Source organism: Teredinibacter purpureus (genome assembly GCF_014217335.1).
GTDB lineage: Bacteria > Pseudomonadota > Gammaproteobacteria > Pseudomonadales > Cellvibrionaceae > Teredinibacter > Teredinibacter purpureus.
Map to the genome: position 1 here is coordinate 2191760 of NZ_CP060092.1, position 14993 is coordinate 2206752.

General features: G+C 50.0%; 10 protein-coding genes and 1 CRISPR repeat array (1 of these 11 cut by a window edge). Of the genes, 1 reads left to right on the forward strand and 9 read right to left on the reverse strand.

Features of this window, described 5'->3' with window-relative positions; all coding sequences use genetic code 11:
- A CRISPR array of direct repeats spans positions 1–3209; the repeat unit is 28 nt; unit sequence GTTCACTGCCGAACAGGCAGCTTAGAAA; it begins 1140 nt to the left of the window's first position.
- A gap of 197 nt (positions 3210–3406) precedes the next feature.
- Positions 3407–4924: an amidohydrolase family protein gene (locus H5647_RS09500; protein WP_045858081.1), complete on the forward strand. Its 1518-nt coding sequence runs from the start codon at positions 3407–3409 to the stop codon at positions 4922–4924.
- A gap of 59 nt (positions 4925–4983) precedes the next feature.
- On the opposite strand, the gene H5647_RS09505 is transcribed toward H5647_RS09500, so the two are convergent.
- From H5647_RS09505 to accC, 9 genes are all read right to left on the reverse strand, one after another.
- The gene (locus H5647_RS09505; protein WP_045858083.1) at positions 4984–5733 is read right to left on the reverse strand and encodes an RES family NAD+ phosphorylase; all 750 of its coding nucleotides are present in this window, start codon (positions 5731–5733) and stop codon (positions 4984–4986) included.
- Positions 5734–6123, reverse strand: a complete 390-nt coding sequence (locus H5647_RS09510; protein WP_045858085.1) for an antitoxin Xre/MbcA/ParS toxin-binding domain-containing protein — start codon at positions 6121–6123, stop codon at positions 5734–5736.
- A 166-nt stretch (positions 6124–6289) separates the two neighbouring features.
- Positions 6290–7573 carry a phosphoribosylamine--glycine ligase gene (purD, locus tag H5647_RS09515; RefSeq protein ID WP_045858086.1) on the reverse strand — a complete coding sequence of 428 codons (1284 nt, stop codon included), beginning with the start codon at positions 7571–7573 and terminating at the stop codon, positions 6290–6292.
- Between the two features lie 177 nt (positions 7574–7750).
- Entirely contained in the window at positions 7751–9331 is a 1581-nt protein-coding gene (gene purH / locus H5647_RS09520; protein ID WP_045858088.1) for a bifunctional phosphoribosylaminoimidazolecarboxamide formyltransferase/IMP cyclohydrolase, read from the reverse strand.
- A gap of 286 nt (positions 9332–9617) precedes the next feature.
- Positions 9618–9932 (reverse strand): DNA-binding transcriptional regulator Fis, encoded by a 315-nt coding sequence (gene fis, locus H5647_RS09525; protein WP_082087018.1) that lies wholly within the window; start codon positions 9930–9932, stop codon positions 9618–9620.
- Positions 9929–10924 (reverse strand): tRNA dihydrouridine synthase DusB, encoded by a 996-nt coding sequence (dusB, locus tag H5647_RS09530; protein WP_045858090.1) that lies wholly within the window; start codon positions 10922–10924, stop codon positions 9929–9931. Before dusB ends, fis begins: the two co-directional genes overlap by 4 nt.
- A 276-nt stretch (positions 10925–11200) precedes the next feature.
- Positions 11201–12466 carry a DUF3426 domain-containing protein gene (locus tag H5647_RS09535; RefSeq protein WP_045858094.1) on the reverse strand — a complete coding sequence of 422 codons (1266 nt, stop codon included), beginning with the start codon at positions 12464–12466 and terminating at the stop codon, positions 11201–11203.
- Positions 12467–12670: 204 nt separating this feature from the next.
- Complete coding sequence (prmA, locus tag H5647_RS09540) at positions 12671–13570, reverse strand: 50S ribosomal protein L11 methyltransferase (RefSeq protein WP_045858095.1); 900 nt, start codon at positions 13568–13570, stop codon at positions 12671–12673.
- A gap of 72 nt (positions 13571–13642) precedes the next feature.
- Positions 13643–14983, reverse strand: a complete 1341-nt coding sequence (accC, locus tag H5647_RS09545; RefSeq protein ID WP_045858097.1) for an acetyl-CoA carboxylase biotin carboxylase subunit — start codon at positions 14981–14983, stop codon at positions 13643–13645.
- Positions 14984–14993 lie beyond the last annotated feature (10 nt).

Here is a 14993-nt window from a genome sequence, read left to right on the forward strand (position 1 = left end):
CGTTCACTGCCGAACAGGCAGCTTAGAAACCTACGCTTACGATCACGTCCGCACCGAAGCTGTTCACTGCCGAACAGGCAGCTTAGAAATAGTCATAACGGCATCAGAAGCGGCTGCGTTAGTTCACTGCCGAACAGGCAGCTTAGAAAAATTCGATGCGATGCAGCTGAAGCGCAGGAAGGTTCACTGCCGAACAGGCAGCTTAGAAAAGCAGGATTTGTGATCGCTGCATTGCGAATAAGTTCACTGCCGAACAGGCAGCTTAGAAAGATATCGACACTGTATCCATAGGCGCTCATAAGTTCACTGCCGAACAGGCAGCTTAGAAACACCGTCTGCTCCTATCATTTTCCCAGCCTCCGTTCACTGCCGAACAGGCAGCTTAGAAAGAGAAGTGTTTAGCCGTGATTAGAATCATATCGTTCACTGCCGAACAGGCAGCTTAGAAATACACAGATCAATAGTCGATTGGGAGTGGTACGTTCACTGCCGAACAGGCAGCTTAGAAAATATGCAGCCGTAACAGCAGCATCATCTACAGGTTCACTGCCGAACAGGCAGCTTAGAAAGTCTGGCTGAAAACCGACAATCTCGTAACTTGGTTCACTGCCGAACAGGCAGCTTAGAAACTCCTGCCCGACAAATTCTTGATTGAGGATTCGTTCACTGCCGAACAGGCAGCTTAGAAAAGACAGAGATAAAACCGCAGATAAATGCGATAGTTCACTGCCGAACAGGCAGCTTAGAAAAAACCCAATCATTGGGGTCGGTTCGCCTAGGGGTTCACTGCCGAACAGGCAGCTTAGAAAAGATGGGAACATATCACCTATTACTGATGACCGTTCACTGCCGAACAGGCAGCTTAGAAATGACAAGATCTGGGAAGTTGCTGAAGGTGGGTGTTCACTGCCGAACAGGCAGCTTAGAAAACCCCCATCCATCATAAAAGCATGGTTTTTAGGTTCACTGCCGAACAGGCAGCTTAGAAACAAGGGTTATATTTCTTTCGCTGCCGCTAATTGTTCACTGCCGAACAGGCAGCTTAGAAAACGTCGACCAGTTACCTGGCCATTGATTGAAGGTTCACTGCCGAACAGGCAGCTTAGAAAGGACGGAGCCTCGCATTCAGTCACGCGTGTTGGTTCACTGCCGAACAGGCAGCTTAGAAATCGGATATATGTACATCTCTGTGCTACATTTCGTTCACTGCCGAACAGGCAGCTTAGAAATGTCAATGCGGGATGGCTTATGTCGGTAAGGAGTTCACTGCCGAACAGGCAGCTTAGAAACGATCAAACGCATGCATTACGCTACTCATATCGTTCACTGCCGAACAGGCAGCTTAGAAAAATTTAGATCTATGACCACCCCAGTCTTGAGTGTTCACTGCCGAACAGGCAGCTTAGAAATCATTGAAGAGTACGCCATGGGACGAGATCTCGTTCACTGCCGAACAGGCAGCTTAGAAAGTTGAGCTTGGTGCTGTAGGCGGGTCTGGCAGGTTCACTGCCGAACAGGCAGCTTAGAAAGCTTTAAACTCTCCCAGCGTTACAGACGGATTGTTCACTGCCGAACAGGCAGCTTAGAAAGAAGTGTCTGCGTCAATAGTAGTTCAGGAAGAGTTCACTGCCGAACAGGCAGCTTAGAAAGGAAAGATAAAAACCGTTTGTGAAGGGAATTTGTTCACTGCCGAACAGGCAGCTTAGAAAGCATCGAGTACGCGGAGCGTGGAGACAATGAAGTTCACTGCCGAACAGGCAGCTTAGAAATTCAGTGCAACGTTACAGTTAAGCGGCCACCAGTTCACTGCCGAACAGGCAGCTTAGAAAGGAGAAATCCGGCAATTTTTTATCAGTTCGGAGTTCACTGCCGAACAGGCAGCTTAGAAATGTGACTGTGCAACTTACTTGTCGCCCCTGTCGTTCACTGCCGAACAGGCAGCTTAGAAAACGATACACCGTGAACGCCACTTACCCAGCTCGTTCACTGCCGAACAGGCAGCTTAGAAATGAGTACGGCATTCGAGCTGGCGCACGAATACGTTCACTGCCGAACAGGCAGCTTAGAAAAACAACACCAACAACACCGGTTACGGCTCCGAGTTCACTGCCGAACAGGCAGCTTAGAAAGCAAAGATGACGAACAAACGACTCATTGATCAGTTCACTGCCGAACAGGCAGCTTAGAAAGACAAAAAACAACAATGTCAACTATTGTACGAGTTCACTGCCGAACAGGCAGCTTAGAAATGAGATTGAAGGGATGCAGTATTGACACATAAGTTCACTGCCGAACAGGCAGCTTAGAAATACAAAATTAAACTACGTTCACGTTGATAGTCGTTCACTGCCGAACAGGCAGCTTAGAAATTCAGGATATCAGAGCTTACATCTCATCTCTTGTTCACTGCCGAACAGGCAGCTTAGAAAATTCGAGGTTGCAACGGACGCTGATGGTGTCGGTTCACTGCCGAACAGGCAGCTTAGAAAATTCGAGGTTGCAACGGACGCTGATGGTGTCGGTTCACTGCCGAACAGGCAGCTTAGAAAGACTTAGATGCTGACGACAACGTACGGGAATAGTTCACTGCCGAACAGGCAGCTTAGAAAGCTCGCAGTAGTCGTTGAATATGTTCCGGATGGTTCACTGCCGAACAGGCAGCTTAGAAAGACACGATCCTCATCAATTCTCGCACTCTCAAGTTCACTGCCGAACAGGCAGCTTAGAAATTTCTACGCTTGCTTTGGGTTCATCCCTTAGCGTTCACTGCCGAACAGGCAGCTTAGAAAGCGGAATACATTCGAGACTACTGTGAAGATTCGTTCACTGCCGAACAGGCAGCTTAGAAATCGACAAGGGGCTTTCAGCAGTCTTTATACGTGTTCACTGCCGAACAGGCAGCTTAGAAAATAACAACTGTGTTGTAGCTATAAACTCGCCCGTTCACTGCCGAACAGGCAGCTTAGAAATGAATTGATTCCTCGAAAAACTGTTTGATTTTGTTCACTGCCGAACAGGCAGCTTAGAAAGCTTAGAATCGTAGGCGTCTGCCCGTTGCGGGGTTCACTGCCGAACAGGCAGCTTAGAAAGTACCTAAAGGGGAGCCGTGGCAGTTGTCTGCGTTCACTGCCGAACAGGCAGCTTAGAAAGTCAATCGACAAAGGCACGCGGGTCTTAATTAGTTCACTGCCGAACAGGCAGCTTAGGAATTTTGAATACAAAAACCAAACACTTCCTTCCGTTCACTAGGAGAATTTATAGTTTCTTTTTAAATCTATTTCTGTGTTAAAGGTATGCAGGTGTAGTTTGTGTTGAGTTATAAACGCTGCATTGCCGTTGTTTGCCGTAGCATGTGTGCTCGTGTAGAGCTGGATGCGGGTAAAATGAACGGTAGGGGGTTAATTATATGCGGCGATTATTAAAGGTGGGTTTGGGCGCGGTAACGGTTTTATTAGGGGCTTTTTTTGCGGGCGTTTTTTGGCCCTTGGCTATGCCTGTGGCGGAAAAAACTGACAGGCCTATTGCAATAACCTCTGTTGGGGTAATCGATTTAGTGAACGGCCGCGTAGTGGCGGACCAAACGGTACTTATTGTGGATAAGAGAATTCGAGCGATAGGGCCGGCGGCGGATGTTGTTCTTCCTCCGAATACGATAATGCTGGCCGGTGAAGGGCGCTTTGTAATGCCGTCGTTATGGGATATGCATACCCATATTTTTGCCGTAACCCCTATGCTCGATTTGCCGCTTTATATCGCGTATGGCGTGACGAATGTTAGAGATATGGCCAGTTGCGCTAAAGCGGGCGACCCTTTTGTTGCTTGCCCTGCGGATTTTAACGCGTGGACAGCGGCGGCAGAAAATGATGAGTGGGTAGGGCCGCGCATTCAGGGTACGGCAAGTTGGCAGGTGAATGGCCCCAGTGTGCATAAGTCTATTAAAGGTCTCCCTGATTTTTTTGGTACCGAGAACGCAGCTCAGGCGCGCGCGTATGCGCGTTATTACGCGGGTAAAGTGGATGCGCTTAAAGTGTACAATTTTGTGTCGCCGGAGGCGTATTTTGCGCTGGTAGACGAAGCGCAAAAGGTGGGGCTAGAAGTTGTTGGCCATCGCCCTCGTGCGGTGAGTGCTATAGCGGCTGCTCAGCATCAAAAAAGTATTGAGCACGCTCGGTTTATGTTGCATGAGTCGTTTGCGGGTAGTGAGGCTTTGCGTGATTCAGTTGCCAAAGGAGAGTGGTTTGAAGACCGTCGTCGTATGTTGGATGAGCACGACCCGCTTATGGCAAAGGCTATTTTTAGTGCGATGAAGGCCGCGAATACGTGGTATGTACCAACCCATTTAACGCGTAGGGTAGATGCGTATGCCGACCACGCGCTTATTGTAAATGACCCAATCTTGCGTTATTTACACCCTTTACTGAAGTGGCAATGGATGGAAGATGTTAACAAGGTTATTAACGAAGACTCTAGCCCGGAGGCCCGCCAAACGTACCGTGATTTTTATGCGAAAGGCCTCGAGTTAACGGGTGATGCACATAGAGCAGGGGTAAAGGTTTTAGTGGGTACGGATTATATTGTTGCCGGTGTGACGGTACATGATGAGTTAGCGCAATTGGTTAAAGCCGGTATGAGCCCGTTGGATGCACTGCGTTCTGCAACGGTTTTACCTACAGAGTATTTTGACCTGCAAGCGCACTATGGTGCTGTTGAGGTAGGGAAAATGGCCGATTTAGTGGTGTTAAATAATAACCCGCTGGAGAATATTCGCCATACGTTAAGCATTGAAACGGTTGTGTTTAATGGCAATATTTATGACCGAAAGGCGCTTGATAAGCTTTCGGCGCTGGTGGAGCGCAGGGCCAATAGTTGGAGTATTGGGTGCAAAATAGTGTGGGAGTTTATTCAGCAGCCTGCGGCGTATTAGCGGGGTAGCTGCAGGGTTTTTATACGTGGGGCTGTAAATAGTTGGCTATTACTATAGCGTTATAAACAAGGGTGCCCCATTACGCCTTCGCGTTCGAAGGTGTCTTTAGAAAATTCAAAGTAGCGGCCGTCGGCACGGCCAAACCAGCATAGGTCTTCCGTAAGCCGTAGGTTCCATAATTGTTCTGTGTCTGGGTGTGTATTGGCGAATGCGTTGGGGTTGAGTACCGCAAGGTTGGTGCCGGTTGCAGACCGCGCCGACGGAAACCAAAAGCATTCGGCGCCCGCTTCGCGAAGGTTGCTGCCTAGTTGTTGGCTGAAGCTCCAATCTTGGGTGGCGGTAAGTGTTGGCCGGAGGTTTGCGAACAGTTCTGAGCCAAGATCACAGCCTTTTTGGCTGCAAAGCCTAACGGAGAACAGCGTTCGGCAATCGGTAATGTCGGCGAGTGGGCCAGTAATTTTGGGGCCTTTTTGGAATAGCCAAAGGTATACGGCGGTTTCGGCCAGGGCGGTTTCTTGTTCTTTAGCGGCGTAAAATATACCGCGTTCCCATTGTGACCCGTACCGAGAGCCGTATTGCAACGGGGGATACCGGAAGGGTGTCATGAGCAGGTAGGATAATGGCGAACATTCTGCGGGTACTGGCGGTTTGGTGGCGTCTAGCAGCTGTTCTAAGCGGTTCTGCTCTTCGGCGTTGCGGCTTATCATGCGGGTGGCCGCGGTTTCTTGGGTTTCGACCACGCGCCACGCAAGGCCCACCAGTGGTGATAAATAGGATGCAAGGGTGTTAGCGGTTGGTATTGCCGGCACTTAAATTTTGCCTCGCATGGCGTCGAGGTAGCCAATAACACGGCCTATGCCAAGCGTCGATTGTATAAGGTCTACGGGCCTTTCGTTTGCGAGGTGTTGGTTATCGGTATTCATCCAGTGCTTCATGGCGGCTTGGTTGCCACCGAGTATGGCGTAAAGTGACCGATAGACGCGAATAACGAGTAAGGCGAGTTCGAAAGGTTTCCCGTTGCTGGCAAACGCGGCGTCGTCTAGGTTGTCGTGCGCGCGTTTTTTTATGCGTGTGATGGTGGTGCGAGAAACACCAATGGCGGTGGCGATTTGATCTTGCGTAATGCCAAGGTGCTTGCAAGCCTCAGTTAGCCCATTTGCAACAATGGCGCTGTCATTAAGAAGGCGTGAAGGTTCCATATCGATAACGGCTCATTTGGTTGAAATCTGTCGAAATTGTTGCATATGACCACCGCTTGCGCAATAGCCTATTCGTTATGAGGGGGATTTTGTCTATATGAGGGGTGTTGGAATGCTGCGCCTCGTAAAAATGCTAAAGGCGCAGTAGTGCTCGGTAGGGTGGGAACTATTGCTCGCGCGCTATCGCGCGATAGGCAATATCGGTACGCAGGTATACGTCTTTCCAATCAATATGTTTGGCTAATGCGTAGGCATTTTGCTGTGCTTCGGTTACGGTGTTGCCCATGGCGGTTGCACATAAAACACGGCCGCCATGGGTGACAACATGGCCGTCCTTTAGCGCGGTGCCGGCGTGAAATACTTTCGCATCGGCTGATTCTCCTTCTCCTAAGCCACTAATCACATCGCCTTTGTTGTAACTACCGGGGTAGCCGCCTGCGGCGAGTACAACGCCCACGGAAGGGCGTGAATCCCATTCGGTGGTTTTGGTGCTAAGGGTTTTGTCGAGTGCTGCTTGGCACAGTTCAACAAGGTCGGATTGCAGGCGCAGCATAATAGGCTGTGTTTCGGGGTCGCCAAAACGGCAGTTATATTCAATGACTTTCGGCGTGCCGCTGGCGTCGATCATTAAGCCTGCGTAGAGAAAGCCGGTATAGGTATTGCCCTCGGCTGCCATGCCGCGAATGGTGGGCATAATCACTTCATTCATAATGCGGGCGTATACTTCGTCGGTAACCACTGGCGCAGGTGAGTAGGCTCCCATGCCGCCTGTATTGAGGCCGGTATCGCCGTTGCCTGCGCGTTTGTGGTCTTGGCTGGTGGCCATGGGTAATACGTGTTCACCGTCGGCAATTACAATAAAGCTGGCTTCTTCGCCCGTTAAAAATTCTTCGATTACTACACGACAACCGGCGTCACCAAAGGCATTGCCCGAGAGCATATCGGTTACGGCGTCTTCGGCGGTTTTTAAATCTTCAGCAACAATTACGCCTTTACCGGCGGCTAAGCCATCGGCTTTAACTACAATAGGCGCGCCTTTTTCGCGTAAGTAGGCCAAGGCGGGCTCTACTTCGGTAAAGGTTTGGTAGTCTGCAGAGGGTATGTTGTGGCGGGCGAGAAAATCTTTGGTGAAAGATTTAGAACCTTCCAGCTGTGCGGCGCCTTTACTGGGGCCGAAGCAGGCTAGGCCTTCGGCTTGAAAGGCATCCACTATGCCTTCAACTAACGGGACTTCGGGGCCAACAATAGTGAGCCCTACGTTATTGTTTTTGGCGAAAGCAATTTGCTGGGTAAAGTCGAGTACGTCGATATTTACGTTTTCCATTTTACTTTCGGTGGCGCTGCCCGCATTGCCGGGCGCGACAAATACTTTTTCTGCTTGGCTGCTTTGTGCGGCTTTCCAAGCGAGTGCGTGTTCGCGGCCACCGGAGCCAATAACCAGTATGTTCATAAACTTAACCTGTTATATTTTTAAATGCTTTAAGATTTTTTAATCTCGCAGTGACTACGACGTTAGCCGAGTGCTCGGGTAGTGCGTGCTGAAAGACCATATTTTATGGGTTTATGTGTTTTCAGCCTGCACTACCAGATGCTCGGCGAATGAAATACACCGAGCGGCTCGTTAAAACTAGTGGCGGAAATGACGCATACGAGTAAACACCACGGCCATGCCGTGTTCGTCGGCGGCGGCAATAACTTCATCATCACGCATAGAACCACCGGGTTCGATTACAGCGGTAATGCCCACGCTGGCGGCGTTGTCTATACCGTCGCGAAAGGGGAAGAAGGCGTCGGAAGCCATGACAGAACCTTTTACCTCAAAACCGGCCATTTCGGCTTTTATGCCGGCGATACGGGCTGAGTTTACGCGGCTCATTTGGCCTGCACCTACGCCAATAGTTTGGCTGTTTTTAGCGTAAATAATGGCGTTGGATTTCACCATTTTGCCTACTTTCCACGCGAATAATAGATCACGAATTTCGTCTTCGGTGGGCGCGCGCTTGGTCACAATTTCTAGGTCGGCTTCGGTAATAATACCGTCGTCGCGGTCTTGAACTAATAGGCCGCCGGTTATGCGTTTAAAGTCGAAAACATGGTTGCCGTTGGTTTGCCATTCGCCGCATTCAAGTAAACGAACATTTTTCTTGGCGCTAACAATGTCGCTCGCTTCTGGGGTAACGTGTGGAGCAATAATAACTTCGACAAATTGTTTGTCGACAATGGCTTTGGCCGTTGCGCCATCTAGCGGTTGGTTGAACGCGATAATGCCGCCGAATGCCGATTCCGGATCGGTGGCAAAGGCTTTTTCGTAGGCGTGTAAAATGTTGTCGCCTAGCGCAACGCCACAAGGGTTGGCGTGTTTAACAATAACGCAGGCCGGTGCGGTAAATTGTTTTACGGTTTCTAGTGCGGCGTCTGTATCGGCCACATTATTGTATGACAGTTCTTTGCCCTGCAATTGCTTTGCCGATGTAACGCTGGCTTGCGTGTAATTTTTTTCTTTGTAGAAAGCGGCTTTTTGATGAGGGTTTTCACCGTAGCGCATGCTTTGTACTTTGTCGTATTGAAGGTTGAAGGTGCGCGGAAAGTTTTCTTCGCCTGCGCCAACCTTTTGGCCAAGGTAGTTGGCAATTGCGCCGTCATAAGCGGATGTGTGCTCGTAAGCTTGTACACATAAATCGAAACGCGTGTCGCGCGATAACGCGGCATTGTTGGCTTGCATTTCGGCGAGTACAGTGGCGTAGCTATTGGCGTTCACCACAATAGCGACATCTTTGAAGTTTTTGGCCGCTGCGCGAACCATTGTTGGCCCGCCAATATCGATATTTTCAATAGCGGTGGGTAGGTCGCAATCGGGGTTGGCTACCGTTTGTTCAAAGGGGTATAGGTTAACGACAACCATATCAATTGGGTTGATGCCGTGTTTGGCCATTACGCTATCGTCTATGCCGCGACGGGCGAGAATTCCACCGTGAACTTTGGGGTGTAGAGTTTTCACTCTGCCGCTCATCATTTCGGGGAAACCGGTGTAGTCGGAAATTTCGATAGCCGGAATTTTATTCTCGCAGAGCAGTTTGTAGGTGCCGCCAGTAGACAGTATTTCTACACCTTGTGCGTTAAGCGATTGGGCAAATTCTACAATGCCTGTTTTATCCGACACGCTGATAAGGGCGCGTTTTATGGTTACAAGTTCAGACGGGTTGGTCATGAGTGAGTGCGATCCTGTGATGGGGATTTAACGTTTTACACAACGCGATTGATTAGCCACAAGTGTGGTAGGCCATAGGGTGTTATACCGGTTTACTTGAGCCGCTAATTAAAAAGCGTTGGAATTGAGTTATGTCTTACAACAGCATAGACATTAAAACGGTACGGGTTCGCGAGGTGCGAAATAGGTCGTTACGTTGTGAATGTCGTACGGTATACAAGGCCAGTAGAAACTGGCCTTTTTGGTCGAGCATAATGGTTGTGCTAGTGGTGTTGGTTCGTCAAAATTAAAGCAGGCCGTATTGCTTTAATTTTTTACGCAATGTGCCACGGTTAAGGCCAAGCACGTGCGCTGCACGCGTTTGGTTGTGGCGGGTGTATTTCATTACAACTTCTAACATTGGCGCTTCAACTTCTGCCAATACCATGTCGTAAACATCGCTCACATCTTGACCGTCAAGATGCTGGAAGTAGTTAGATACGGCTTTCTCTACACTATCCCTTAATGAAGGCTCTTGTATGCTGTTGTACTGCTCGCCATTCGCTGGTTGAGTAGTAAATTCTCGCGCGCCTTCTCTTAGAAGCGTATCCGCTGTGTTCATGCTGCATTTTCCTCGTAAGTTGCAGGCCTGTGGTGAAAAAATTCGGCCACGGCCTCAAGTTGTGATGGTAACGTGTCTAGTTGGTTAAATTTCTGAAGGAACGGTTGCGCGCCGGTTAGGCTTTCGAGATACCAACGGGTATGTTTTCGCGCAATGCGTGCCCCTTTGATATCACCATAGAACGCAGTGAGTTCTTTCAGGTGCCACTCCAGTGTTTGTTGTATTTGTTGTTCACGAGGCTTGGCGCAGAGTGTCCCCTGTTGCAGGTAGTGCTCTGTTTGCTCAAAAATCCAGGGATTGCCCAGTGCACGACGGCCGATCATTACCGCTGCAGCGCCGGTGTGCTCGAGCACACGTTTTGCTTTTTGCGGGCTGTCGATGTCGCCGTTGGCAATTACCGGTAGAGCAACGCTGGTTACAATAGCGGCAATGGTGTCGTATTCAGCATTACCGTTAAAGCGACAAGCGCGGGTGCGGCCATGAATGGCCAGCGCCTGTATTCCGCTATCTTCCGCGATACGGGCAATTTTGATTCCGTTACGGTTGGAGGGTTCCCAGCCGGTCCGGGTTTTTAGCGTTACAGGGACGCTCACACTGTTAACGACGGTTGTCAGAATCTCGGCAACTAAAGCTTCATTTTGCAATAGCGCTGAGCCTGCCAGTTTTTTACAAACCTTTTTCGCGGGACACCCCATATTAATATCAATAATGTGGGCGCCATGCGCGACGGCTTGTTGCGCAGCATCGGCCATCATATGAGGGTCGCTACCGGCAATTTGAATACTGATTGGAGACTGTTCTTGTTGTTGTCCGGCAAGACGTGAGCGGGTTTTGTTGCTCTGCCAGAGCCGGGTATCACTTGTGATCATTTCGGACGTGGTTAAACCCGCACCGTGTGTACGGCACAGACGGCGAAAGGGAGCATCGGTGACGCCAGCCATAGGGGCTAGCAGGATGCGGCTTTCAATTGTATGTGGTCCAATTTGAAACAAACGATTCTTCCCCAAGAATTGCTTGCAGTTACATCTAAGTACTGGATGAAGTACTTTGGCTGCGCGCTGCGATAGGTATCCAACAGAATTTCTCAGCGACATAACTCGTTGTGGGTCGAGAGGAAAGAGTACAACGAGTGGCGCACAAATCACTTTATTTGGCGGCAATGGCGCCGCCGAAAAAGGGTGGCTATCATACCCGTTGTTGAGAGTATTGGGAATGCACAATTTGACCGTTTTGATCAAAAAACTAGCAGTTTTTGAAGGTTTATAGCCTTAATTTGCGATGGCTATACGGTAGCCGACGGCGGAGGGCCCTGGGTCGACGATTTCAAGTGCAATATGAATGGGTTGGCGGCTGGGCATACTGTTCTTACCGGCCATTTCACCACCGAGGTATTCGGCGGGTTCGAAGCGGCGAGCCGCTATGGCATTGTCTTGCATGTCGGTAAACACTAAGTCGAGCGCAGGGAAGCTTTGAGGATAAGGCGCTGCGTTTTGCAAAACGGCGTCTACGACGAGGGCGCCACTTTGGCTGGGGTGGCTACGCACTACCAAATTTACGGCATGAATGGCGGTGCGATCATGGAGCGGCGCAAGTGTGCAGTTGAGATACTCACAGGCGTGGGCGTAGTAACTACGGTACGGTTCGATGCGGTTCAGGGTGTCAAATTGCAGCCATGCGACTTGTGCAAATAACGCGGTGGCCATTAGGGCAATAAGGGGGAACCACAGTATTTTCGATTCCAGGAATGAGCGGCTTTTCTTGTAGGAGAGTTCTACAGGCTCGGGTTCTATCGCGTGAAGAAATTGTTTCTGAGAGGTTTGCCGTGTTTCGTAGTCGGGTTCGGCAAAGGCTTCGAGCTCGGCTAAAGAGGGTTCTGGGGCCGAGAATATGGAGTCGTGCGACTCCGTTGGGGCTGGGTTTTCGTTTTCGTTGGTTGTTGGTTCATTGTAGTGGTGGATGTCTTCTACAAAATCTGATGATGGGTGTTCGGAGTATTGGGTTTGGTCGTGCTCGGGAGCGACAGGGGCTTGTTCTGGCGTAAGGTGTTTGTTGTTGTCGGTTTCGAGCAGGTCTAAGGCCCAGGATTCGTCTGATGTTGGCGCGTCATCGTCTTCGTCGTTGACGGGATCTCGCTCGAATAAGTTGGATTCCCGCGAGCCAACGGTTTTGCTGTAGAGAATATTGTCATTGAAGTCGGCATCGTAAGCACCTTGGTCGGTGTCACCTTCGCCCAGGGGCATGTCATCACTAATGAGGAGGTTATCGTCTTCGTCAGGAGTCGTGATAGCCGGAGGGGGCGTTTTAGTGTTTGCGGTTGCTGTGTGACGCATGCGAGGCGGCGGCGATGCTTTTTTCGGTTGTGCTTTTGCGGCGCTTTTAGCGGGGGCAGTAGCTTGTTTTACGAGAAATTGTCGAGCATTGAATATATTCAGGCACGAGCCACATCGCACAGCACCTTTTGCGGACTTTAAGTGCGCTTCGGTAATGCGAAAGGATGTGTGGCATTTGGGACAGCGGGTTATCGTGTCTGTCATTCTTGGTGTGGCTCTTCTCTAGCAGTGTGTTTCTGCGCGGTCGCGCGGCTAACGTTCTAGAATCTTCATTAAGTTTAGCCGCTAATGCGTTATCAATTCTCACTTTATGTGCAGTTTATACGCAAGTTGCTCAAGCGTAAATTGGGATAGCAAGCATTTGTGAGTCAAATGGCGTATAAATCACTTTATTTTGTTCGCGCAAGCTTACTTTGAGGAGCGGGCAGTGCCTGTTATGCAAATCCACTCGTCTTTTACTCGAATCTCGTCGATCTCTATAGCGGTTTCGTAAGCTTGAACGATAGCGTCACGCTGAGTGTTAAGTACGCCGGATAAGCATAGTTTGCCTCCAGGTTTTAGAAGTGCGCACAATGTGGGCGCTAATTCTACTAGCGGGCCAGCGAGTATATTGGCTAGAACAACATCGACAGTGTCTGTTGGGCAGTTAGCCGGGAAAAACACAGGAAAGCGTTCGGGTTCCAGTGCATTGCGTGCGGCATTGTCGCGTGTTGCGAGTAAAGCTTGCGGGTCGATATCGGTTCCGGTTACGTGGGAGGCGCCCAAGAGTAATGCGGCAATGCCAAGTATGCCGGAGCCGCAGCCGTAATCGATGGCGGTTTTACACTCAATATTTTGTTCGGCGAGCCATTGCAGGCACAAAAAAGTTGTAGGGTGCGTGCCCGTACCAAAGGCTAGGCCGGGGTCGAGCATGAGGTTGACGGCATTTTGGTCGGGCGGGGGCGTCCAGCTCGGGCAAATCCAAAGGTTGTCGGCACACTGTATCGGGTGATAGTGGCTCATCCATTCCCGTTCCCAGTCTTTGTCTTCTAAAAGGTGCCAGTTGATGGTCGTTAATGTTTCGCCCGTTTCCTGAAAAAAGTAAGCGCTCACCTTTTCGCCGATATCAGCTGTATCAATGTCGGCCTCAAATAACCCTGTAATTCGAGTTTCGTGCCAGAGTGGTGTTTCGCCCAATGCGGGTTCAAATATTGGCTGGTCGGCATTGTCTTCGAATGTCACGGCGAGAGAGCCGTTTTCGAGTAGGGTGGTTTCTAACAGGGGTGCGCGCTCGCGAGCGCTTTGGATACGCAATTGCAACCAAGGCATTTTGGTTTTCCTCAATTAAAAACACCGCAGCATAGAGGGCTGCGGTGTTTAAAGGACGGTAAAAAACGCAGGTTATAGACCCAGCTTTTTCTCGAGGTAGTGAATGTTTACACCGCCTTCAATAAAGGCTTCGTCACGGACAAGGTCTTTATGTAGGTCGGTGTTGGTGCGAATGCCACTAATAACCAGTTCGTCCAGCGCGCCTTCCATGCGTCGTAATGCGCTGCGACGATCTTCGGCGTGCGTAATTATTTTGGCAATCATGGAGTCGTAATACGGTGGAACGGTGTAGCCACTGTATAGGTGGGAATCTACGCGAACGCCTAGCCCGCCGGGCGGATGGAAGTTATCAACCAGCCCTGGCGATGGCATAAATGTTTTTGCGTCTTCGGCATTAATGCGACATTCAATGGCGTGGCCTGTTGCTTTGATGTCTTCTTGACGAAGGCTGAGTTTCTCGCCAGCACACACACGAATTTGTTCTTTAATAAGGTCTACGCCGGTGATCATTTCTGATACGGGGTGTTCGACCTGAATGCGCGTATTCATTTCAATGAAATAGAACCCGCCGTCTTCGTATAAGAACTCAAATGTGCCTGCGCCTTTGTAGCCAATATCGTTACAGGCTTTTACGCATGAATCGAATACCGCTTGTCGTGCCTCTTCGTTGATACCCGGTGCCGGTGCTTCTTCAATAACTTTCTGGTGACGTCGCTGCATTGAGCAGTCGCGGTCATACAGGTGCACGGTATTGCCTTGACCATCGGAGATAATTTGTACTTCGACGTGACGAGGGTTTTGCAGAAACTTTTCCATGTAGACGGTATCGTCGCCAAATGATGATTTGGCTTCGGTTTTCGTCACCTGAATAGAATTCCACAAGCTGGCTTCTGTGTGAACAACACGCATGCCGCGACCACCACCACCTGCAGCGGCTTTAATAATGACCGGGAAGCCAATTTTGCGTCCCATCATAATGCAAGCTTCGGCATCGTCTGGCAGCGGGCCATCTGAGCCGGGTACGGTGGGAACGCCGGCTTCTTTCATCGCTCGAATAGCCGCCACCTTGTCGCCCATTATGCGAATGGTTTCGGGGTCTGGGCCGATAAAGACAAAACCACTTTTTTGGACTTGTTCGGCAAAATCGGCATTTTCGGCCAGAAATCCATAGCCGGGGTGAACCGCTATAGCGTCTGTCACTTCCATCGCCGAGATAATGGCGGGAATATTAAGGTAGCTTTCCGTTGACGAGTTTGGGCCAATACAAACGGATTCGTCTGCTAGGCGTACGTGTTTAAGGTCGCGGTCGGCTTTTGAGTAAACCGCGACGGTGGTGATATCCAATTCGCGACATGCACGTAAAATACGCAGCGCAATTTCGCCTCTGTTGGCAATGAGGACCTTGTTAAACATAGTGTTTACC

Excerpts from the sequence above, each read along its gene's own strand:
- accC (WP_045858097.1), bottom strand. The coding sequence starts at position 14,983 with ATGTTTAACAAGGTCCTCATTGCCAACAGAGGCGAAATTGCGCTGCGT.
- H5647_RS09500 (WP_045858081.1), top strand. The coding sequence starts at position 3,407 with ATGCGGCGATTATTAAAGGTGGGTTTGGGCGCGGTAACGGTTTTATTA.
- H5647_RS09510 (WP_045858085.1), bottom strand. The coding sequence starts at position 6,123 with ATGGAACCTTCACGCCTTCTTAATGACAGCGCCATTGTTGCAAATGGG.
- purD (WP_045858086.1), bottom strand. The coding sequence starts at position 7,573 with ATGAACATACTGGTTATTGGCTCCGGTGGCCGCGAACACGCACTCGCT.
- purH (WP_045858088.1), bottom strand. The coding sequence starts at position 9,331 with ATGACCAACCCGTCTGAACTTGTAACCATAAAACGCGCCCTTATCAGC.
- prmA (WP_045858095.1), bottom strand. The coding sequence starts at position 13,570 with ATGCCTTGGTTGCAATTGCGTATCCAAAGCGCTCGCGAGCGCGCACCC.
- fis (WP_082087018.1), bottom strand. The coding sequence starts at position 9,932 with ATGAACACAGCGGATACGCTTCTAAGAGAAGGCGCGCGAGAATTTACT.
- H5647_RS09535 (WP_045858094.1), bottom strand. The coding sequence starts at position 12,466 with ATGACAGACACGATAACCCGCTGTCCCAAATGCCACACATCCTTTCGC.